Source organism: Azospirillum endophyticum (assembly GCF_016595245.1).
Taxonomy (GTDB): Bacteria; Pseudomonadota; Alphaproteobacteria; order Azospirillales; family Azospirillaceae; genus Azospirillum; species Azospirillum endophyticum.
In genome coordinates this window covers 30,631-50,783 of record NZ_JAENHM010000020.1, presented here as the reverse complement: position 1 = coordinate 50,783, position 20,153 = coordinate 30,631, and the positions used below count along the sequence as shown (strand labels likewise).

Here is a 20,153-nt window from a genome sequence, read left to right as displayed (position 1 = left end):
TTCGCCTGCCTCATGCTCGGAAAAGCTGTCGCCATCCTACAAGTCCCTAACAGCCTCTAGAGAAACAAAAAATATCTTTTATGCATAAAACTCAAGATATAACAAAAAATATATAATATATGTTATAATTTATTTACCACTATGCCGAATACAGTGGAAGTTATTTAAACTATAACATATTGCAATCGAAATGTATTTAGCTCAGCACACACCTAATCCGCCCCAAATAGGTTGAACTCGCTTTGAGTGCGCTCATTTTTAGCTTGCATTCTCCGCTCAGTTTCTCGTATAAGTCATTGATTTGGATGCTATAGAGCGCCAGAACAATTGACGCAGGGATTTCTAATGAGCATAGATGACACTGAGCATTCACTAGCCAACCTCGATTCATTTGGGGACGTCGCTGCCGAAGACGACGCAGTACTTGACTATTTTCTGTCCACTCGCGCCGTAGATGTTGTTGAAAACGGGCGATCTTTTCTGGTTCTTGGAAGGAAAGGAACTGGAAAAACCGCCATCGTACGGTATTTCACGGAAGGAAGAAGCACGACTATTTCAAAATCATTGAGCCTCCGTGGCTATCCTTGGAACATCCATGCTCAAAGGATCGATAGAGGCGCATCGGATATAGAAGCTTATGTGTCTTCTTGGCGTTTTTTGATAGCAGTTCAGCTTGCGTCCCTAGTTATCTCGGGAAACGTTTCAGGTCGCTGCGCTGGATTTCTGAAAAAATTCCTGGAAGACAATTACGGAGGAACTGAGCCTCAGCTCTCGGATGTGCTACGCCCGAGCCGCCTGACGCTAAGCAAGTTTTCCCTTCAACCTTCTGTAATGGGGAACCAGCTTGGAGGTGTAGACCTCGAAAGAAGCACTAAGGATCATCAACTAGGGTTGGAGCTTAATGCTCTATCCACATCGATTATTGATGCAGTTCTTGAACTAGCCGCTGATAATAACCTTGGTTCGTTAAACCTTCATTTTGATGAACTCGATCAAGGCCTTTCGAGGATTGACGATAAAAGAAGAAAGATGCTGATTGGACTAATTATAGCTTCCAGGGAGATTAGGAGAGAAAGCGGAAAGATCGGCGGGAAGATCAACCCTGTAGTCTATCTGAGAAGTGATATTTGGGATGAATTGCAGTTTTCCGATAAAAATAAAGTCAGCCAAACAGCGGCGTTCCATCTTGGTTGGGACAAAGTTAGCTTGATAGATCTAGTTAATGAACGCATTAAGGCAAAGCTTGGGGATAGTGCTGGATGGGAATCAATTGCTACGCCGGATTTAATGCGTGGATCGCAATCTAAATGGAATCATATATTAGCCCGCACTTTCTTGAGACCGAGAGATGTTATTCAATTCCTGAATATCGCGCTCTCCAAATCGAAAGCAAGAGACGAGCATCCAATTCGCTTTACAAACCAGGATATAGTCGACTCTCGAGACGAGTACTCAGCATACCTAAAACAGGAACTTGATGACGAGATTCGTCAACACTGGCCTCATTGGGATGAAGCTTTACAGGCATGCTCTGCGTTGAGCACTCTTACTTTTGATAAGGAAGATTTTAGAAGGGAGTACGATAAAAGAAAATCTACTAGCAATGCCGTTCCTACCGACGAAGCACTGCGATTACTTCATCGCTTTTCTGTGATTGGATATGAGCGACGTAGTGGTTATGGAGGATCTTCTTGGGCATTTCAATATACTGACCCTGAAGCTGGATGGGACAACACGGCAACAAAATTTAAGGTTCATCTAGGACTTAAAGAATACGCAAAACTTAGAGAAACTAGGCAGTAGAAGAAATTCTTTTTGGCAGCGCCTCCGAAAGCGGAAACATTTCCTTCGGAGGCGTTCTGCATTTTTCATAACATTTATATTATTTTCTTTGGGGTTATATTTTTAGATCTGCCCGCGAAATCATTTTTCATTATGGAGAGTCCTATAACATCCGCGGCAACGTCACCCTGACCCGCAGCCCACCGCCGGCACGGTTGCTCAGTTCGATCCGCCCCTGGTGGGCCTCGACGATCGACTTCACGATCGACAGGCCGAGCCCGCTGCCGCCGGTCTTGCGGTTGCGAGAACCCTCCAGCCGGACGAAGGGCTTGAAGACGGTGGCGATCTCCGCCTCCGGAATGCCCGGCCCCTCGTCGCAGACATCGACGACGATCTCGGCGGCATCGGCATCGACGGAGACGGTGGCGCGCTCGCCGTATTTGATGGCGTTGTCGATCAGGTTGGCGAAGGCACGGCGCAGGCTGGACGGCCGGCCGGCGAGGCGGAGCTGGCGCGGCTGGTCGAAGCGGTCGCTGCGCTCCACCCCGCCGCCGAAGATGGTGCGGACGGCGGCGAACTGGAGCGGCGGCGGCTCGTGGTAGGTCACAGGCGAGCCGGTGTCGGCATAGTCGTCGCACAGGCTCTGCAACAGGCTGGCGAAGGCGACCACCTCCACCGCCTCGCGCAGCACGTCGTCGCCGAGGAACTCCAGCGTCGCGGTGACCATCGCCGCCATCTCGTCGATGTCGGCCATCATCTTGGCGCGCAGCGCGTCGTCGTCGACATATTCGGCGCGCAGCCGCAGCCGCGTCGCCGGGGTGCGCAAATCGTGGCTGATCGCCGCCAGCAGATGGGTGCGCCCCTCCATCAGGTCGCGCAGGGCGTTGCGCGCCTGGTTGAAGGCGCGGGCCAGCGAAGCGACCTCCTCCGGCCCATCCTCCGGCAGGGGACGGGGGTGCAGGCGGTCGTGCGGGCGGGTCGCCTGCTCCGCCAGCGCTTCCAGCGGACGGACCAGCCGGCCGGGCAGCCAGAGCAGCAGGGCCAGCGCCAAGCCGAAGGCCGCCAGACCGGCCAGCACCATCTCGAACGGCGTGGTCCGCGGCCGCCAGAAGCGCGGGCTGGCGAATTCCAGCCAGCCGCCGCCGGCGAGCTGGACATAGACCCGCGCCTCGCGCAGCTGGGCCGCGGTGTCCTCCGCCACCAGGGACAGCGATTCGGCGAGCGTCTGGGCACGGGCGGAATGGAGCGACGACAGGGCGCGCGGGGCGGCGACGAAGACCGGGCGCTGCGTGTCGGCGACGCCGTCCAGCACCCAGCCGGCGGGCACGGCCGGCGTGCCGGGGCCCTGCCAGGACACCGACAGGTCGGGCAACCCGCCCAGCGCCAGCGCCGGGCCGGCGGCGATCCCGTCGAGAACCGCGTGGTCGGCCGCCTCCACCGCCGCGGCCATGGACGGTCCCAGCCGGTGGGCGGTCAGCAGTTCCCGTGCGCGGTCGTCGACAAGGCGCATGCCGACCAGCGCCCCGCCATGGGTCAGCGCCAGCAGCGCCACCATCGCCGCCAGGATGCGGTGGCGCAGGCGGGCAGCGCGCAGCCGGGCCGGCAGCAGACGCTCAAGGGCCACGGCCAGTCCCGGCGCCGGTCCCGGAAGCCACCGATTCGCCCTGGTCGGCGACCGCCGCGGTGAACTGATAGCCGATGCCGCGCACCGTCTTGATCAGCCCCGAACCGCCCGGCCCCTCCTCCAGCTTGCGGCGCAGGCGGCTGATCTGGATGTCGATGCTACGGTCGAAGGGGATGGAGGTGTCGCCGCGGTGCTTCTCCAGCAGTTCGGTGCGCTCCACCACCTGGGTGGCGCGTTCGAGCAGCGTGCCGAGCAGCGCATACTCGCCCTGGCTGAGATGCACCACCACCCGGTCGGGCGTGCGCAGCTCCCGCCGGCCCTGGTCGAGCGACCAGCCGGCGAAGCCCAGCACGCGCGGCCGTTCGCGCACCGGCTCGGGCCCGCCGCAGCGGCGCAGGATGGCGCGGATGCGGGCCAGCAACTCGCGCGCGCTGAACGGCTTCACCAGGTAATCGTCGGCTCCGACCTCCAGCCCGACGATGCGGTCGACCTCGCTGCCCATGGCGGTCAGCATGATGACCGGGGTTTCCGACTTGGCGCGCAGCGAGCGGCACAGGCTGGTGCCGTCCTCCCCCGGCAGCATGACGTCGAGCACGATGAGATCGACCGGCCATTGCGCCAGGACCCGCGCCATCTCGCAGCCGTCGCCGGCGGTGGAGACGCGGAAGCCGCTCCTCACCAAGAAATCATGCAGCATGTCCCGGATCTCGGGATCGTCGTCCACGACCAGGAGATGGCGCGCGCGCTCCATGGCTTCCCTTCCCTCTTCCGTTCCAGGCTTTCTTCTTGCTTGATGCCGAGTGTAGCCTCCCCGGCCGGTCCGGGTACAGTCCGCCGCCAAAGCCCGTTTGTAACGGTTGCGTAACAGCGGCATGGCCGTGAAAAGGCGTTGTTACCAAATAATCCGGGCGCCGAATTGCACGCGGGATAGAGTTCCTCCAGCGGTCTAAACCCATCAGGACCATCGAACGAAGCAAGGGAACAGGGGGAAATGTCCAAGATGCCGACGCTCAAGATGCCGTCTCTGCGCAATTCGATCCTCAGCATGACGGCGATGGCCACGGTGGTCGCCGGTACCCTGGTGACCGCGCCGGCCCGGGCCGAGCCGACGGTCGAGGTGCTGCATTACTGGACCTCCGGCGGCGAATCGAAGGCCGCGGGCGCGCTGCGCCAGGATTTCGAGGCGGCGGGCGGCAAGTGGATCGACGCGCCGGTGGCCGGCGGCGGCGGCGACGCGGCCAGCACCGTCCTGCGCTCCCGCGTGCTGGCCGGCGACCCGCCGAACGCCGTGCAGCTGAAGGGTCCGAACATCAAGGACTGGGCGGCGCAGGGCAAGCTGGCGACGCTGGACGAGGTCGCCAAGGCGGAGAACTGGGACGCCATCCTGCCGCCGCAGATCCGCGACGTGGTGACCTACAAGGGCCATTACTACGCGGTTCCGGTGAACATCCACCGCGTCAACTGGATGTGGGTCAATCCGAAGGTCATGGAGAAGGCCGGCGTCGCCATCCCGAAGACCTGGGACGAGTTCAACGCCGCCGCCGACAAGCTGAAGGCCGCCGGCATCATCCCGCTGGCCCATGGCGGCCAGCCCTGGCAGGAAGGCGCGCTGTTCGAGGACGTCACCCTCGGACTCGGCGGTCCCGACTTCTACCGCAAGGCGCTGGTCGAGCTGGACGCCAAGGCGCTGACCAGCGACACCATGGTCAAGGTCTTCGACCAGATGCGCAAGCTGCGCGGCTATGTCGACGACGGCTTCCCCGGCCGCGAATGGAACCTCGCCGCCGGCCTGCTGATGAATGGCCAGGCCGCCATGCAGATCATGGGCGACTGGGAGAAGGGCGAGCTGACCGCCGCCGGCAAGGTGCCGGGCAAGGATTTCGTCTGCGCCCATGTGCCGGGCCAGTTCGGCTACATCGTCAATTCCGACAGCTTCGTCATGTTCAGCTCGGCCAACGCCGACCGCGCCGCCGGCCAGAAGCTGCTGGCCAAGCTGATCCTGGGCAAGAAGTTCCAGGAGACCTTCAACGTGCTGAAGGGCTCCATCCCCGCCCGCCAGGACATGGCGCGCGACAGCTTCGACGAATGCGCCGTGAAGTCGATGGACGACCTGAAGACCGCCATCGACACCAACAGCGCCGTTCCCTCGATGGCGCACGAGATGGCGGTGCCCGGCGCCGTCCGCGGCGCCTTCCTGGACGTCGTCACCGCCCATTTCAACTCCACCATGACCTCGCAGGAGGCGGTGAAGCGTCTGGCCGAAGCCGTCGATCTGGCGAAGTAGCCGCCGGTTTCCGCTGGGCGTCGTCTCTCCTTCCCTGGTGTTGCGCGTGACCTCGAAGCCCCCCTCCCGGTCCGGGTGGGGGGCTTTCTTCTGTCGGTCCGCGAGATCGGGGAGCCCTGCGGACCTGCCGGCCGAGGAGCATGGGTGCGGACACCCATCCGGTCGCCATGGCGTCCCGGCAGGCGCCCCGCCCACCCCCGCCGGGACCCGGATGGGTCCGGCCGATCGCCATTCGCCGGTTTCGCAAGGCCGGCCTCTCCAACCGCGCGGCATCGGGGAAGGCCGACGCGCGGAACCGGGCGGATGGCGGCTGCCGGATGGAGGAGTCGCGGCATTAGTACCGAAGCAAAAGCCCGGGGAACTCTTTGGAAGTTTATCGGTTCCGCATGATTTCCCTAAAGTCTATCCGGAGTTTTTGTCGGAAAAACCTCGGTGGACGGCATGTCGATGCGGGTCGAGCCCAAATCCCTCTTCACCGTCGCCTCACCGCGCGACCGCCTGGGTGCCGAAGCGATCAAGATCATCGATCGGTTCGGATTGGCAACGACCCTATGTTTATTATCATATTCCATACTGAGTTATTTCCTCGCCGCTTCGAATGCGCATTACGGGGAAGTCGGGTTGCCCAACCAGGCCGCCTTCTTCGACCGTCTCGCCGCTTCCATCGCCGACTTCTCTGCCCCGCTGGCCCACGCGCTGACGGCCGGCAACGTCTTCACCCATGACGGCCTGTATTTCCTGGGCTATTGCCTGCCGCTGGCCCTTCCGGTCGCCATGGCGGCATGGCTGTTCCGCCGGCTGTCCGATTTCGGCGGCCCGATCACCAAAGCGATGACGGACCGGCTCTTCCTGTGGCCTGTCCTCTTCACCGCCGCCTGCCTGCCGTCCGTTCCGGTGATGACGCAGGACATCTGGTTTTCCGCCCTGTGGGGCGAGGAGATCGTCCGGGGGCTCAATCCCTATTATGTGCCCTTCACCCCGGAGCAGGCCGCCGCCTTTCCCTTCGACGAGGTGCCGGCGATGATGACCTACGGCCCGCTGTGGGCGGTCGTCTCGGCCGGGCTGATGGCGCTCAGCGGCGGGACTGTCTGGCTGACCGGACTTCTGTTCAAGCTGCTCCTGGCGGGCGCCTGGATCGGCGGGCTCGCCATCATTCGCCGGATCGGCCGGACCCATGACGAGGCGACCGCCGCCGCCGGGCTGGTCGCCTTCGGCTGGCTGCCCATCGGCCACATCTATTCGGCCGGCGAAGCCCACAACGACATGGCGATGGTCGTCTTCATGCTGCTGTGGCTGATGCGCCTTCCCGCCGGCGACCGCGCCGGCCCGCTGGCGCTGGCGGCCTCGGCCGCCTGCAAATACACCAGCGCCGCCCTGGTCGTGGTCGATTTCCTGTACAGGTTCCGCAAATCCGGCCGCGCGGATCGCCACCCGCATCTCAAGGGCAGGATCATCGCCTATGTCCTGCGCGGGGTTCCGGCCGCCCTGTTCTTCCTCGCCGTCCTGTTCCTCTTCTTCCGCTCTCCCACCTTTTTCGACGGAGTCCGCGGCATGTCCGGCTGGCAGTGGCTTCAGCCGGCCGACGTCGTCCGGGTGGCGGAGCGGATGACGGGGATGGATTTGGCGCCCCTGCGCTGGCTGGTCCGCGGTGCTTTCGCCGCCTTCGCCCTGTGGACCCTGACGATGCTGTACCGGCGCCCCACCCTGGAGAATGTCTGGAAGGCCGCCACCGCGGTGATGGCGGCGGTGGTGTTCGGCCTGTCGACCCACCTGTGGCCCTGGTTCATGCTGTGGCCGCTGGCGCTGGCCGCCCTCGTTCCCTCCTGGTGGTTCTCGCGCTGGATCTTCGGAGTCGCGGCGCTGGCCCCCTTCGCGGTCGTCCCCTTCTGGCGCTACGAGGACGGTTACGACCCCTTCTACACCAAGACGCTCATGGCCCTGCCCCTCTATCTGGGGGCGACCGTCCTGATGGTCTGGATGCTCGACCGCAAGGACCGCGCGGCGGTCGCCGCCTGGACGGCGGCGCTGGCCGGACGCCTGCGCATCGCCCGTCCGCACCGGTCGTGAAGGAGCGCCGGATGGCCGCCAGCCCCGCCGAAACCCTCTCCGTGACAGGCAGGATCACGGCGCCGCCTCTCCTCGGGAGTGACCATATGCTGATGCCGACACCGCGGCCGGCCAGGGACAGAAGCCTGGACGTCATCCGCGTCACCGCCCTGGTGTTCATGGTGGCGGCCCATTGGGGCCGGACGATGCCGGACACCTATCGCCTCGTCAACATCCTGCAATTCGTCTTCGAATTGGCGCCGGTGATGTTCTTCTTCGCCTTCGGGATGACGCTCGACAACTTCCTGAGAAAGCCGCTGGCCCGGCGGATCGAAGGCCACCTGAAGCTGTTCATCCTGGCGGCCATCCACGGCCTGTATCAGGAGAAAAACCCGTTCACCAGCGACTTCTTCATGTTCCTCTTCGCCGCCCGGCTGCTGTTCGACATCCATGCCCGGGTCGGCACCGCCAACCGGGTGCTGATCGCCCTCTTCCTCGTCGCGCTGTGCGGCGCCTGGGTCGTCCTGCCGCTCCCCTATGTCTACGGCCTGTTCGTCTCGCCCTTCCCGGGCTGGTTCCCCGTCTTTCCCTGGATCCTCTTCGTCGCGGCCGGGCGGATGTTCGCCCACCACCGGCAGGCTCCCCGCACCGCCGTCATCGTCCTGCTGGGGCTGGCGGTGGCGCTGGCCGACATCCTGATCCTCGGGCGCACGCTGTCGAAATGGCCGCTGTCGCCCGATTACGCCCTGCTGTTCGGCAGCGCAACCGCCCTGGCGTTCCTCGCCCTCGACCGCATCCGCTGGCCGGCCTTCCTGTCCTGGCGGACGGTGGAACTGCTGTCCGGCAATCTGCTGCTGGCGACGGCCCTGCACTACATCGCCGTCGCCGCGGTGAAGGCGGCGCATGGCACGCTGTCGCCGGCCTTGGCCGGATCGGTTCCCGCCGTCTACCTGCCGGCGGCCTTCACCCTGGAATATGTCGCGATGGCCGGCATCGCCCTCCTCATCCTGATCGTGCTGGTCCGCGCGACTTTGGCTGCCGGTGACTGGCTGGACGGCCGCGGCATCCTCGGCATCGCCGACGCCCTGCTGCCGACGATCGCGGTGACCGGAATCGGCCTCTATGCCGCCATGCTCCACCTCAACAACGACCTGCGCGACGCCGGACTGCCCTTCCTCTGCGCGGTGGCCTTCCTGATGGTCTACAAGCGGGCCTCATAGAAGGGCGGGCATCGCCAGACCCCGGCGCTGCGGCCGTCGTCCCCGTCACTGCGGCGTGATCGCCACCTTCAGCACGCCGTCACGCTGCTGGCCGAACAGCTCATAGGCCTCCTCGATCCGCTCCAGCGGGAAGCGGTGGGTGACCAGCGGCTTCAGGTCGACGCGATGCGAGGCGACGACCGCCATCAGCCGGCGCATCCGCTCCTTGCCGCCGGGGCAGAGCGAGGTGACGATGGTGTGGTCGCCCAGCCCCGCGGCGAACGGCCCCAGCGGCAGGCGCAGGTCGCCGGAATAGACGCCCAGGCTGGACAGCGTGCCGCCGGGCCGCAGGACGCGCAGCGCCGCCTCGAAGGTCGCCTGGGTGCCCAGCGCCTCGATGGCGACATCGACGCCGCGGCCTCCGGTCAGCCGCATGATCTCCTCCACCGGATCGACGCGACGGAAATCCACCGCATGGTCGGCGCCCATCCGCCGCGCCATCTCCAGCCGGGCCGGCACGGTGTCGACGCCGATGATGGTGGTGGCGCCCTTCAGCTTGGCGCCGGCGGTGGCGCAGAGGCCGATCGGGCCTTGCGCGAACACCGCCACCGTATCGCCGATGCGGATGCCGCCGCGCTCCGCCCCGGCGAAGCCGGTGGACATGATGTCGGGGCACATCAGCACCTCCTCGTCCGTCAACCCGTCGGGGACGGGGGCGAGGTTGGTCATCGCGTCGGGCACCAGCAGATAATCGGCCTGGGCGCCGTCGATGCTGTTGCCGAAGCGCCAGCCGCCCAACGGCTTCCAGCCATGGAGCGTGCCGGCACCGTCCTGCGAATGGCAGCCGCACAGGCAGGCGTTGCTGTGGCCGCTGGGGGTGATGGCGCCGGCGATCACCCGCTGGCCCTCGCGGTAGCCGGCGACGGCCGAGCCCAGCTTCTCGATGACGCCGACCGGCTCGTGACCGATGGTCAGGCCGCGCTCGACCGGATATTCGCCCTTCAGGATGTGGATGTCGGTGCCGCAGATCGTCGTCGTGGTGATCCGGATCAGCGCGTCGAGCGGCCCGACGTCGGGGACCGGCTTGTCGTCCAGCACGATGCGGCCCGGTTCGACGAACACCGCCGCTTTCATCATGACCATGGCGTCCTCCCGTGATGGTGGTCGCCGGTCGCGGAGCTGTTCGGCGCCGCCGCAGATGGCCCCCGGCCGGCGCTTGGCTTCACACCGGCCAGCTTGGCGCGGCGGCGGGAAGGCCGCGTTGATGCAGATTAAGCGGCGGTTTCCAGACTGCGGCGGGTCGATTGGCGACGATGAAGACGACGAACGCCGCGAACCGTCGGGTGAGCGCGTATATTTCCTTTGATCGCATACAATTCAGACCATACAATACCGCATTGTATGCATGTGAGGTTGAAGGATGTCGCGCTCCGCTGACGATCTGGTTTGGCTGCCGACGATCGATCGCTCGGCAGGCCCGTTGTACCGCTCCATCGCCGATACCCTGGAAGCGGACATTCGGGCAGGGCGCGTCATACAGGGCACTCGCCTACCGCCGCAGCGTCTCCTTGCCGGGAAGCTGGGCATCGATTTCACGACCGTTACGCGCGCCTATGCCGAGGCGGCCAGGCGCGGTCTGGTGGAAGGGCGCGTCGGCCAGGGCACTTTCGTGTGCGCAAACCGCGCCGCGCCGCCGATGTCGCCCATCCCCCGGCAGGCGGCGCGTCCCGCCGATCTCCAGATGAACGCGCCGCCTCTGCCCATGGGGCCGGGCCTGCAGGACGACCTGCGGCGCGACATGGGCGCCTTCGCAGCGGAGTTGGACCTGGATCTGCTGCTCCGCTACCAGCAGGTCGGCGGCGGCCAGGCCGACCGTCAGGCCGGCGCACGTTGGCTCGAAGGCCGCCTGGACGTGCCCCCGGAGCGGGTGCTGGTCTGCGCGGGCGCACAAGGCGCCTTGCTGGCCTTGCTCGGCGTCCTGTGCGAGCCCGGCGACGTGGTGTGCTGCGAGTCCCTGACCTATCCGGGCTTCCGCAGCTTGGCGGCGCATCTGCGGCTGCGGCTCGCGCCACTGGCCATGGACGGCGAAGGCCTGCTGCCCGAGGCCTTCGAGGAGGCCTGCCGGACCCATCGCCCCAAGGCGCTCTATTGCACCCCGACCTTGCACAATCCCACCACGGCGACGCTGCCGCTGGAACGGCGCAAGGCGGTGGTGGCCATCGCGCGCCGGTATGACGTGCGCATCATCGAGGATGACGCCTACGGCGCCCTGGCACCCGATGCGCCGCCTGCTCTGGCGGCGCTGGCGCCCGAGTCCGTCTTCCACGTCTCCGGCCTGGCCAAATCCGTCTCGCCGGCACTCCGCATCGCCTATCTCGCCGTGGCCGAGCCCCGCCAGATGTCCCGGCTGGCCGCGGCCATGCGGGCCACGACGGGCATGGCCTCGCCGCTGACCACGGCGCTGGCGACACGCTGGATCGACAATGGCACGGCGGCGGGCATCGTCGCGGGCATCCGGCAGGAGACGGCGGCGCGGCACGCGATCGCGAGCGAAACGCTGCCGCCAGGGGACATCTTGGCCAGCCCTTGCGCATTCCACCTCTGGCTGAGGCTTCCCGGCGAGTGGACCCGCGGCGACTTCGTCATGCGCCTGCGTGGGACGGGGATCGGCGTCGTCGGCAGCGACGCCTTTGCCGTGTCGACGCCGCCGGAGGCGGTCCGCGTCGCGCTCGGCGCTCCGACGGACCGCCAGGATCTGCGCGAGGCGTTGCGGCAATTGGCCGACCTTCTGTCCGAGGCACCGGCCATGTCTTCCATGGTTGTATGAATCGCAACGGCGTATTGCATGCATTGAGGTTGACATTGTAGGTCTTTCTGGAGCATACGATTAGGCAATGCATGCATTGCCTGCCATTGCCTCCCGAAGGAACATGCGATGTCATCCGAACAGGAGTGGCCGCCTCTTCCCCCTCTCAGCACCGGCCCGCGTGGCCGTTGCCCACGCTGCGGCCGGGGTCATCAGTTCAGCGGCTTCCTGAAGCTGCGTTCCCAGTGCGAGGTCTGCGGTCTGGATTACTCCTACGCCGATCCGGCCGACGGCCCCGCCTTCTTCGTCATCTGCTTTGCCTGCATCCCCACCGTCATCCTGGCGCTCTGGATCGAGGTGAAGTTCGAGCCCCCTTATTGGGTGCACCTCGTCACGACCCTGCCGTTCCTGTTGCTGACCTGTATTCCGCCCTTGCGGCCGTTGAAGGGGTGGCTGGTAGCCAGCCAGTACTTCTACAAGGCCGAGGAAGCCCGTTTCGATACGGCCGCGCCAATCCCGCCGCTTGCGGCCTTGCCCGAAGACAAAGACCCGCGCTCGGCCTGACCGGCATCAGGTTCCGCTGACGATAGGCCGTGTCGTATCTTGGAGATGTTCGAAATGTACGATTGGTTCCCTCTGGTCTTCTTTCCTTTCAAGATCATCGTGCTGGGCACGGGCATGTTCTTCGCCGTCAAGTGGCATCACGATCAAGCGAAGAAGGAGCGGGCGAAGAAGAGCAACGAAACCAGCAGACCGTAAGCGCCCGCCGCCCCCGCTTGAGCCGCTCCGCAACCGTCGGTCCCATGTCCGCCTCTCCGTGCCGAAGGCACGGAAAACCGACGGCAGATCAGCGGCTGTCCGGAGGACGGTCATTGAACGAGGGTTCTGAAAAACCGTTTCCACCGGGTAGGCGGATCAGGCGCCGCATCGGACCCGATCCGGTGGCACCGAGTCGGCCCGCGCCCACGCCACGCAGGGACGGCGCGGACTACATTGGAATGACATCAGGGAACGACGACGTTCGCACTCCTAATGGTTGTTGTGATCACGCATAATTTCTTCGTTGCGGATGTATTATTATAAGAAATTCTATTTTTATGAGGTGACTCGATGTCGGGAAGACCCTAAACGGGATTCGTCCGCATCTTGAAAATGAGGCCATTCAATGAAGTCGTTCGCACGCGTCGCCGTATTTCCGGTCGTCACCCTGCTGTCCATCGGCGTGGCCAATGCGCAGCCGAAGCCCGCGGTCCTGTCGGCCCTGCCGCCGCAGAATTTCGCCTTCTGCCTGAACACCGACGCCACCGTCGTCATTTCCGACACGGTCGCCACCGAAGTCGGCGTCGTGATCACCAATGTCGGCAACGGCCTGACCAACACGTCCGGCTCGGTGGTCGTCGCGGCCAACAATTTCTACGGCAAGGGCGCCGGCAGCGAGTGGCGGTCGGCGATGGGGCAGTTCAGCCTCGCCGGCGGCAACTGTTATAATATCGCGTCGATGAACAAGACCACCTCGCCCAGCGGCACCGCCTGGACCTGCGCCCTGACCAGCGGCGCCGCCTCCGGCGCCGGAGCCACGATCACCGGCGTGATCTCGACGCAGACGCAGGTGACGCCGATCGCGTCAGGCTACGTGATGGCGGGCGTCAGTGCGACGCTCAACAACGCGCCCAGCGTGAACTGCCCGTACTGATCGGCACCGCCGCGGTACGGCGCCCGCCGGATGTCACGGCCGTCCGCCATCCCCGGTGGGCGGCCGTCTCCGTCAGTCGGCATTTTGCCACCGGGCCGGCTATCGCTTGGCGCGTCACCTGAGAAACGCGCGGCGCCATGGCCTCATGTCCGGCGATCGGATTCACGCTCCGAACCGTGTCCGATCCCATGCGATCCGCTCTTGGCCGCCTCCCTGCAGCAGGGAAAGCGCAGGGTGGCCTTCACCCCATGCTGCGGCCGTGGCTCGATGTCGAGGCTTCCGCGCAACTGCAGGGCAAGCTGACGCATGATCCTGCCGCCCAGGCCGGTTCCCTGCGGCCGGTCCGACAGGATGCCCGTCCCGTCGTCGCAGACGCGCAGAACGCACTCCGTCTCCTCCTTGCGGAAACTGAGGTCGATGCGGCCCGGGCGGCCATCGGGAAAGGCGTATTTCAGCGCGTTGGTGACCAGTTCGTTGGCGATGGTGCCGACCGCCACGGCGACGCCCATGTCGAGGTCGGCGTCGTCCACCTCGGCGCCGACCGCGACCGGCCGCCCTCCGACGACGCCGAGCCGGATGTCCTCCACCAGGCTCTCCAGGAAATCCCTGGCATTGACGATGTTGACGCCTTCGACCCGGCGCAGGCGGACATAGACGCGGGCCAGCACGCCGATCCGCTCGATGGTGCCGTTGACGATATCCTGCCCGCTCTCCGAATTGCGGGCGGCGAGCGTCAACTGGGCGCAGATTTGCTGAAGGTCGTTGCGGATCCGGTGATGGATCTCGTGCAGCATCAGATCCTTTTCCACATTGGCGGCGGCAAGCTGTTCGGAGGACAGGCGCAGCCGCTCGTTCGCCCGGCGCAGGGCATGGGCGCCGGCGGCGATGCCGAAGCCGAGGCCCATATAGATGAGGAAGGCCAGCCGGTCGCCCGGCTCTTCGATCCACAGCATCCCTTCCGGCTTCATGAAGAACCAGGCCGAACACAGCCCTGACAAGGCCACCGCCAGATAGCCCGACCCGCGGTCGAGCAGCAGCGAGATGACGGAGATGGTCGGGATGAAGACGAGGAACGGGTATCTGAACAGCAGCGGGTCGAGCGCGTAGCGCAGCAGCGCCGTCAGCCCGACCAGCAGCAGCGTGATCCCATACCGTGCCCAGGCGGAGCGCGGCAGATCGGACGACAAGCGGCGCAAGACCCTATCCATACCCCGTGCCCTGCTCCGAACGACGCAATGGAACGGTAACAGCCAGAAGCCGGATTCGGACTACCGGGGTATGCGCACGATGATGTGACGAAATTCGGCGATGCCCCTTTCCAGCCCGGCGGCATCGGAGTCTTTCGAAGGGGCCGGCCTTGGCCGCCGGCCCGGCACCCCCACCTAGAAGGCCAGCTCTTCAACCGGAGGATCGTGATGCGCAGCACCCTGACCCTGTCGACCGCCGCTCCTGTCGCCGCCCTGCTCGCCGCTGTCGCCACCGCGCCCGCCCCTGCCCTGGCGCAGTCGCAGCCGGGGGGCGGCCAAGCGGCGAAGACCGTCCGGACCAGCATTGGGCCGGTGGCGGTCAGCCGCGTCGCCGAGGGTCTGGAGCGGCCGTGGGGCATCGATTTCCTCCCCGACGGCCGGGCGCTGGTGACGGAAAAGCCGGGTCGGCTGCGCATCCTGGCGCGCGACGGGTCGCTCTCCTCCCCGCTGGCCGGAACGCCGAAGGTCTTCAACCAGGGCCAGGGCGGGCTGATGGACGTGGCGGCCGATCCGGATTTCGCCCGCAACCGCACCATTTACCTTGCCTATGCCGAGCCGGGAGACGGCAGCGGGGGTGGCGGCACCGCCGGGACGGCATTGGGGCGCGGGAGGCTGACCGACCGCGGCATCGAGGATTTCAAGGTCATCTTCCGCCAGTCGCCCAAGGTGGACGGCGGCAACCATTTCGGCACCCGCATCGCCTTCGCCCCCGACGGCCACATCTTCCTGACGCTGGGCGAGCGCTACAAGTTCGATCCGGCGCAGAAGCGCGACAACACCCTTGGCAAGGTGGTCCGGCTGAACCGCGACGGCTCGGTACCGAAGGACAATCCCTTCGCCGGAGAGGGGGCGACCGCCGGCGCCCTCTGGTCCTACGGCCACCGCAACATCGAGGCGGCGGCCATCGACCCGCGCACGGGCTCGCTGTGGATCGCCGAGATGGGGCCGATGGGCGGCGACGAGCTGAACCGGCCGGAGGCCGGCAGGAATTACGGCTGGCCGCTGGTCAGCTGGGGCAAGCATTACGACGGCCGCGACATCCCCGACCCGCCGACCCGCAAGGAGTTCACCGACGCGGTGATCCACTGGACGCCGGTGATCTCGCCCTCCGGCATGGTCTTCTACACCGGCGGGCTGTTCCGCGAATGGCAGGGCAGCGCCCTGATCGGCGGCCTGAGCGCCAAGGGGCTGGTGCGCGTCGCCATCGACGGGACCGCAGCGAAGGAGGTGGAGCGCATTCCGCTCGACGCGCGCATCCGCGATGTGGCACAGGGGCCGGACGACGCCCTCTACGTCATCACCGATGCCGGCGACGGCGCGGTCCTGCGGCTGGCGCCGGCGCAATGACCGCCGAAAGATGGGATGGATGAGGATCAGGGACTACCGGTCGTCGGACGCGCCGCTGCTGGCGGAACTCTACGCCCGCTCCGTCCGCGGCATCGGGCCGCGCTTCTACGGCCCGGAGCAGGTGGAGGCCTGGGCCGCCCAGGCGCCGACGGTGGAACGGGTGCGGGAGGCCTATGGCGACGGGCGCGTCGCCCTGGTCGCGGTGGACGACGCCGACACGCCGATGGCCTTCAGCGACGTCGAATCGGACGGCCACATCAACTTCCTCTATTGCGCGCCGGAAGCCGCCGGCCAGGGGGTGATGTCGGCGCTGGTCGACGTGCTGGAGGCGCGCGCCCGCGCGCTCGGCCATCCCCGCCTGCATGTGGAGGCGAGCGAAGCCGCCCGCCCCTTCCTCCTGCGCCGCGGCTTCACCCTGCTCGAACGGCGGGACCTGCGGATCGGCGACGTGCCGATCCACAACTATGCGATGGAGAAGTGGCTGGCGCCGCGATAGGCGGCCCCGGCGAGCGTCACGCCGGCGTCAGCACCAGGGCACCGCTGGTGCCGCGGCCCTCCAGCGCGCGATGGGCCTCCGCCGCTTCCTCCAACGGCAGGCAGGTCACCGGACCGGCGCTCAGTCCGCCGGCGGCGCGGGCCAGCACCTCCCCGGCCGCCTTGCGGTAGGTGGCGGGATCGGCCATGTAGCCGAACACGCTGGGCCGGGCGAGGCAGAGCGAGCGGCGCGGCCCAAGTTCGGACAGGTCGATCGGCGAGACCGGGCCGCCGGCCTGCCCGACGCTGGCGAGCATGCCGAAGGGCCGCACCGCGTCGAAGCTCCGCCGCAGGGTGTCGCCGCCGATGCCGTCCACCGCGACATCGACGCCGCGCCCGCCGGTCAGGTCGCGCACCGCCGCGACGAAATCCTCCTCCCGGTAGAGGATGGCGTGGTCGAGCCCGTGGACGCGGGCGGTCTCCGCCTTGGCGGCGCTGCCGACGGTGCCGATGACGGTGGCGCCCAGGCTCTTCGCCCATTGGGTCAGCAGCAGGCCCAGCCCGCCGGCGGCGGCATGCACCAGGATCGTTCCGCCCGGCCCGAGCGGACAGACCCGGTTGAGCAGCATATGGACGGTGATGCCGCGCAGCAGCAGCGATGCGGCGGTCACCGCCTCCACGCCGTCGGGCAGGCGCACCGCGCGCTCGGCGGCCAGCAGCCGCGCCTCGGCATAGCCGCCGGCCGGCAACCCGGCCCAGGCGACGCGGTCGCCGACGGCGAGGCCGTCGACATCCGGCCCGACCGCCTCCACCACCCCCGCCCCCTCGACGCCGAGCGTCGCGGGATAGGCCGGCAGCGGATAGAGGCCGCTGCGGTGATAGATGTCGACGAAATTGACCCCGGCGGCATCATGGCGCAGGCGGATCTCTCCCGCCCCCGGAGCCGGCAGGTCGAGGCGGGCGGGCCGCAGAACCTCGATGCCACCGGGTCCGGTCATCTGGATGGAGCGGATCATATCGGCTGTCCTCGTCGATCGTTGTGATGGACGGAGGCTAATCCGTGGCCCAGCGCACGGACATTCGGCAAGATCGCCCAGGATATGGGTGTTTCTGCGCAGAATGCCGTGACGGGGGAAACCGGGATGAATTGGGACGACCTGCGCGTTTTCCTGGCGCTGGCGGACAGCGGCAGCCTGTCGGCGACGGCGAGGATGCTGGGGGTGGATCACTCCACCGTCGCCCGCCGGGTGGCGGCATTGGAAGCCGACCTTGGGGTGCGCCTGTTCGACCGGCTGCCGCGGGGCTACGCCCCGACCGCGGAGGGGGAGGAGTTCGCGGCGCTGGCCCGCCGGGTGGAGGACGGGGTGCTGGCGGTGGAGCGCCATGCCCGCGGCCAGCCGGGCGAGCCGGCCGGCACCGTTCGCCTGTCGGCGCCGCCGGCCTTCGCCAGCCATTTCCTGGCTCCGCGGCTGGCGGGCCTGCGGCGGATTCTGCCGAAGCTGGTGGTGGAACTGGTGGGCGACGCCCGCGCGGTCAGCCTGACCCGGCGGGAAGCCGACCTCGCCCTGCGCCTGCGGCGGCCGGAGGACGACGGGCTGATCGCGCGCCGCATCGGCGCCATGGGCTATGGCCTGTATGCGACACCGGGCTATCTCGCCGGCCGCGACGAAGCCGGTTGGGAGTTCATCGGCTATGATGACAGCCTCGACCATGTGCCGCAGCAGCGCTGGCTGCGGCAGCTGGCCGGCCGCCGCCCCTTCGTCTTCCGCGCCAACGACCTGATGAGCCTGCGCGGTGCGGCGACGGCCGGCATCGGCATCGCCGCGATCCCGCATTTTCTCGGCCGGTCGCCGGACTCCGGCCTGATCCCCGTCAGGCCGGCGGCGCTTCTTCAGCCGCCCGAGCCGCGCGAGTTGTGGCTGCTGGTGCATGGCGATCTCAGGCGGTCGGCCCGGGTGCGGGCGGTGATGGACGCCCTGGTGTCGATCATCGCCGCCGAGCGGTCGCTGCTGGAGGATTGAGCCCCCCTGCGGCGGTGCCGCAAATTCTTCCCAAATGTCTTCCCCGCGAAATTTTTCCGCGAAGCGTGGCCGCGGCGGAAAAATCGATGGAACAGATCCGCAGGTTGTTTCGTTTATTAGGCAGCAACGGAGAGCAGTGCTCTTACAACTTGTCCCTCGGAATATGGAGGTCTCGCATGCCTATCCTGCTTTGGCTTCTGGGTGTCCCCGGAATTATCGTGATCCTGCTCTGGATGACCGGCATCATCGGCTTCTGAGCTTCCGCATCCGATCCCCCGTATCCGTCCCGAGACCGCCGACGAAGAGGCGGCCTCGGATCGGATGCTTTTGCCGGACCGGCGCTCCAGCTTGGACCACCGGCAGCGGAGATCGCCCAGTCTATTGCCACGTCTATCGCCCCTGCGATGCCAACGGCCAGTCGCAGGGCTTTCCCATCGCGTTCACCGGCAAGGCCGGCCCGATGGCCAGGGCACGCGGGCGTTGCGGAGCGGGAAGCGTCGCATCGATCCAAACGGTCAGCCGCCGGCACAATTCCTCCCAGGGCAGCGCATCGCGCGCGGGGACGACGAAGGCCTTGAGGCGCGTCCCCTCCTCCGGCCGCATCAGCCTTACGGCGGCGGTTTCGACATCGGGGTGGCCGGCCAGATGCGCCTGCACCGCCGCCAGCGACACATTCACCCCACCGACCTGCACCACGGTGTCGAGGCGACCGCTCGGGCGGAAGCCTTCCTCGTCGTGACTCAAGCGATCCTGGAGCGTGGCGGACAGAGTGGTCCCATCGGCCAGACGCCGGCTCACCCGGCCTCCGTCGCCGAAACGCCACCAGGAAAAAGGCCGGAAGGCTGCATCGGGACTCTCGCGCCAGCCGAGCCCGGCGGTTTCCGACGACCCGAACACCTCCACCAGCCGTGCCAATCCGATCCTGCGCATGCCGCGCGCCGTGTCGGGCGGACAGGGCGCGGTGGAACTGGTGCCCGTCACCCCGTCCGCCAGGGTGGCGCCGGACCGCAGCAAGGCTCCCCACCAATCGGGATGCGCGACGACGATGTCGCCGGGCCCCAACCCCGCCGCAAGTCCGCCGGGCGAGGTGCCGCGTCCATCCACCACCGGCACGCCCAGACGGTCCGGCAGCAGCACCGTGAACAGGAAACCATAGATATGGTGGGCGGGGACGACGCTGACGACACGCCGCGGTGCATGCGCCGCGCCGGACAGCAGGGCGGCCAGCGCGTCGGCCTCCTCCTCCAAAGCGGGCAAGGGATGCTCGCAGCGCTTCCCCTCGCCGGTGCTGCCCGAGGTTCTGAAGCTCAGGGCACCGTCGAAGCGGCCGAGCGCCGCTTCACAGATGTCGAGCCATTCCCCGACCGTCCGCCGCGCCAGCAGGTAATCCTCGATGCCGCTGCGATGGAGGTGCAGGGCTTCGTTGAGGACCGAGGCGAGGTGCAGGACGTCGAGGGAGTCGGCACCCACCCCCTCGGGTCCGAGCGGCAGCGTCTCCGGCCAGCGATGCTGTCCGGCCGGCACCGGACCGCCCGGCCGGAGCCGGGCGAATTCGCCCGCCAGCAGATCGCAGACGACGCGGCTCAGAGCATCGCGATTTCGCCACCACCGATGGATCGTCATGGCGATC

17 protein-coding genes are annotated in these 20,153 nt (G+C 66.4%); 11 read left to right on the top strand and 6 right to left on the bottom strand.

Going from position 1 to position 20,153, the window contains the following annotated elements; genetic code table 11:
• The first annotated feature begins 345 nt into the window (after nucleotides 1-345).
• On the top strand, nucleotides 346-1,803 hold the full coding sequence (locus JHL17_RS05790) for a P-loop ATPase, Sll1717 family (protein WP_200191108.1): 1,458 nt from the start codon (nucleotides 346-348) through the stop codon (nucleotides 1,801-1,803).
• 142 nt (nucleotides 1,804-1,945) lie between these two features.
• Here JHL17_RS05790 and JHL17_RS37575 read toward each other — a convergent pair whose 3' ends face one another.
• Nucleotides 1,946-3,406, bottom strand: coding sequence for an ATP-binding protein (locus JHL17_RS37575; RefSeq protein WP_200191107.1), 1,461 nt, complete (start codon nucleotides 3,404-3,406; stop codon nucleotides 1,946-1,948).
• On the bottom strand, nucleotides 3,396-4,157 hold the full coding sequence (locus tag JHL17_RS05780) for a response regulator (RefSeq protein ID WP_200191106.1): 762 nt from the start codon (nucleotides 4,155-4,157) through the stop codon (nucleotides 3,396-3,398). Before JHL17_RS05780 ends, JHL17_RS37575 begins: the two co-directional genes overlap by 11 nt.
• Before the next feature lie 240 nt (nucleotides 4,158-4,397).
• Here JHL17_RS05780 and JHL17_RS05775 point away from each other — a divergent pair, with 240 nt between their 5' ends.
• From JHL17_RS05775 to JHL17_RS05765, 3 genes are all read left to right on the top strand, one after another.
• Nucleotides 4,398-5,690, top strand: coding sequence for an ABC transporter substrate-binding protein (locus JHL17_RS05775; RefSeq protein ID WP_247893343.1), 1,293 nt, complete (start codon nucleotides 4,398-4,400; stop codon nucleotides 5,688-5,690).
• 621 nt (nucleotides 5,691-6,311) lie between these two features.
• Entirely contained in the window at nucleotides 6,312-7,757 is a 1,446-nt protein-coding gene (locus JHL17_RS05770) for an MptA/MptB family glycosyltransferase (protein WP_200191105.1), read from the top strand.
• Nucleotides 7,758-7,843: 86 nt separating this feature from the next.
• Nucleotides 7,844-8,956, top strand: coding sequence for a hypothetical protein (locus JHL17_RS05765; RefSeq protein ID WP_200191104.1), 1,113 nt, complete (start codon nucleotides 7,844-7,846; stop codon nucleotides 8,954-8,956).
• Between the two features lie 45 nt (nucleotides 8,957-9,001).
• Here the strand turns inward: JHL17_RS05765 and JHL17_RS05760 are convergent, their stop codons facing one another.
• The gene (locus tag JHL17_RS05760) at nucleotides 9,002-10,078 is read right to left on the bottom strand and encodes an NAD(P)-dependent alcohol dehydrogenase (RefSeq protein WP_200191103.1); all 1,077 of its coding nucleotides are present in this window, start codon (nucleotides 10,076-10,078) and stop codon (nucleotides 9,002-9,004) included.
• A gap of 277 nt (nucleotides 10,079-10,355) precedes the next feature.
• Between JHL17_RS05760 and JHL17_RS05755 the strand changes: the two genes are divergently transcribed.
• The 4 genes from JHL17_RS05755 (at nucleotide 10,356) to JHL17_RS05740 (ending at nucleotide 13,434) form a co-directional block, all read left to right on the top strand.
• Complete coding sequence (locus tag JHL17_RS05755; RefSeq protein ID WP_200191102.1) at nucleotides 10,356-11,762, top strand: aminotransferase-like domain-containing protein; 1,407 nt, start codon at nucleotides 10,356-10,358, stop codon at nucleotides 11,760-11,762.
• Nucleotides 11,763-11,870: 108 nt separating this feature from the next.
• Nucleotides 11,871-12,305, top strand: a complete 435-nt coding sequence (locus tag JHL17_RS05750; RefSeq protein WP_200191101.1) for a DUF983 domain-containing protein — start codon at nucleotides 11,871-11,873, stop codon at nucleotides 12,303-12,305.
• Between the two features lie 54 nt (nucleotides 12,306-12,359).
• Nucleotides 12,360-12,500, top strand: a complete 141-nt coding sequence (locus JHL17_RS05745; RefSeq protein WP_200191100.1) for a hypothetical protein — start codon at nucleotides 12,360-12,362, stop codon at nucleotides 12,498-12,500.
• 406 nt (nucleotides 12,501-12,906) lie between these two features.
• On the top strand, nucleotides 12,907-13,434 hold the full coding sequence (locus tag JHL17_RS05740; protein WP_200191099.1) for a hypothetical protein: 528 nt from the start codon (nucleotides 12,907-12,909) through the stop codon (nucleotides 13,432-13,434).
• A 143-nt stretch (nucleotides 13,435-13,577) separates the two neighbouring features.
• On the opposite strand, the gene JHL17_RS05735 is transcribed toward JHL17_RS05740, so the two are convergent.
• Nucleotides 13,578-14,630 carry a sensor histidine kinase gene (locus tag JHL17_RS05735; protein ID WP_200191098.1) on the bottom strand — a complete coding sequence of 351 codons (1,053 nt, stop codon included), beginning with the start codon at nucleotides 14,628-14,630 and terminating at the stop codon, nucleotides 13,578-13,580.
• 219 nt (nucleotides 14,631-14,849) lie between these two features.
• Between JHL17_RS05735 and JHL17_RS05730 the strand changes: the two genes are divergently transcribed.
• Nucleotides 14,850-16,028 carry a PQQ-dependent sugar dehydrogenase gene (locus JHL17_RS05730; RefSeq protein WP_200191097.1) on the top strand — a complete coding sequence of 393 codons (1,179 nt, stop codon included), beginning with the start codon at nucleotides 14,850-14,852 and terminating at the stop codon, nucleotides 16,026-16,028.
• A 19-nt stretch (nucleotides 16,029-16,047) separates the two neighbouring features.
• Entirely contained in the window at nucleotides 16,048-16,524 is a 477-nt protein-coding gene (locus JHL17_RS05725) for a GNAT family N-acetyltransferase (protein WP_200191096.1), read from the top strand.
• Nucleotides 16,525-16,540: 16 nt separating this feature from the next.
• On the opposite strand, the gene JHL17_RS05720 is transcribed toward JHL17_RS05725, so the two are convergent.
• Nucleotides 16,541-17,518: a quinone oxidoreductase family protein gene (locus JHL17_RS05720; RefSeq protein WP_200191095.1), complete on the bottom strand. Its 978-nt coding sequence runs from the start codon at nucleotides 17,516-17,518 to the stop codon at nucleotides 16,541-16,543.
• A 126-nt stretch (nucleotides 17,519-17,644) separates the two neighbouring features.
• Between JHL17_RS05720 and JHL17_RS05715 the strand changes: the two genes are divergently transcribed.
• Nucleotides 17,645-18,523 carry a LysR family transcriptional regulator gene (locus JHL17_RS05715; protein WP_200191094.1) on the top strand — a complete coding sequence of 293 codons (879 nt, stop codon included), beginning with the start codon at nucleotides 17,645-17,647 and terminating at the stop codon, nucleotides 18,521-18,523.
• A gap of 390 nt (nucleotides 18,524-18,913) precedes the next feature.
• On the opposite strand, the gene JHL17_RS05710 is transcribed toward JHL17_RS05715, so the two are convergent.
• Nucleotides 18,914-20,146 (bottom strand): AMP-binding enzyme, encoded by a 1,233-nt coding sequence (locus JHL17_RS05710; RefSeq protein ID WP_200191093.1) that lies wholly within the window; start codon nucleotides 20,144-20,146, stop codon nucleotides 18,914-18,916.
• Nucleotides 20,147-20,153: the final 7 nt, after the last annotated feature.

Excerpts from the sequence above, each read along its gene's own strand:
- JHL17_RS05790 (WP_200191108.1), top strand. The coding sequence starts at position 346 with ATGAGCATAGATGACACTGAGCATTCACTAGCCAACCTCGATTCATTT.
- JHL17_RS05780 (WP_200191106.1), bottom strand. The coding sequence starts at position 4,157 with ATGGAGCGCGCGCGCCATCTCCTGGTCGTGGACGACGATCCCGAGATC.
- JHL17_RS05775 (WP_247893343.1), top strand. The coding sequence starts at position 4,398 with ATGTCCAAGATGCCGACGCTCAAGATGCCGTCTCTGCGCAATTCGATC.
- JHL17_RS05765 (WP_200191104.1), top strand. The coding sequence starts at position 7,844 with ATGCTGATGCCGACACCGCGGCCGGCCAGGGACAGAAGCCTGGACGTC.
- JHL17_RS05760 (WP_200191103.1), bottom strand. The coding sequence starts at position 10,078 with ATGGTCATGATGAAAGCGGCGGTGTTCGTCGAACCGGGCCGCATCGTG.
- JHL17_RS05755 (WP_200191102.1), top strand. The coding sequence starts at position 10,356 with ATGTCGCGCTCCGCTGACGATCTGGTTTGGCTGCCGACGATCGATCGC.
- JHL17_RS05750 (WP_200191101.1), top strand. The coding sequence starts at position 11,871 with ATGTCATCCGAACAGGAGTGGCCGCCTCTTCCCCCTCTCAGCACCGGC.
- JHL17_RS05745 (WP_200191100.1), top strand. The coding sequence starts at position 12,360 with ATGTACGATTGGTTCCCTCTGGTCTTCTTTCCTTTCAAGATCATCGTG.
- JHL17_RS05740 (WP_200191099.1), top strand. The coding sequence starts at position 12,907 with ATGAAGTCGTTCGCACGCGTCGCCGTATTTCCGGTCGTCACCCTGCTG.
- JHL17_RS05730 (WP_200191097.1), top strand. The coding sequence starts at position 14,850 with ATGCGCAGCACCCTGACCCTGTCGACCGCCGCTCCTGTCGCCGCCCTG.
- JHL17_RS05725 (WP_200191096.1), top strand. The coding sequence starts at position 16,048 with ATGAGGATCAGGGACTACCGGTCGTCGGACGCGCCGCTGCTGGCGGAA.
- JHL17_RS05720 (WP_200191095.1), bottom strand. The coding sequence starts at position 17,518 with ATGATCCGCTCCATCCAGATGACCGGACCCGGTGGCATCGAGGTTCTG.
- JHL17_RS05715 (WP_200191094.1), top strand. The coding sequence starts at position 17,645 with ATGAATTGGGACGACCTGCGCGTTTTCCTGGCGCTGGCGGACAGCGGC.
- JHL17_RS05710 (WP_200191093.1), bottom strand. The coding sequence starts at position 20,146 with ATGACGATCCATCGGTGGTGGCGAAATCGCGATGCTCTGAGCCGCGTC.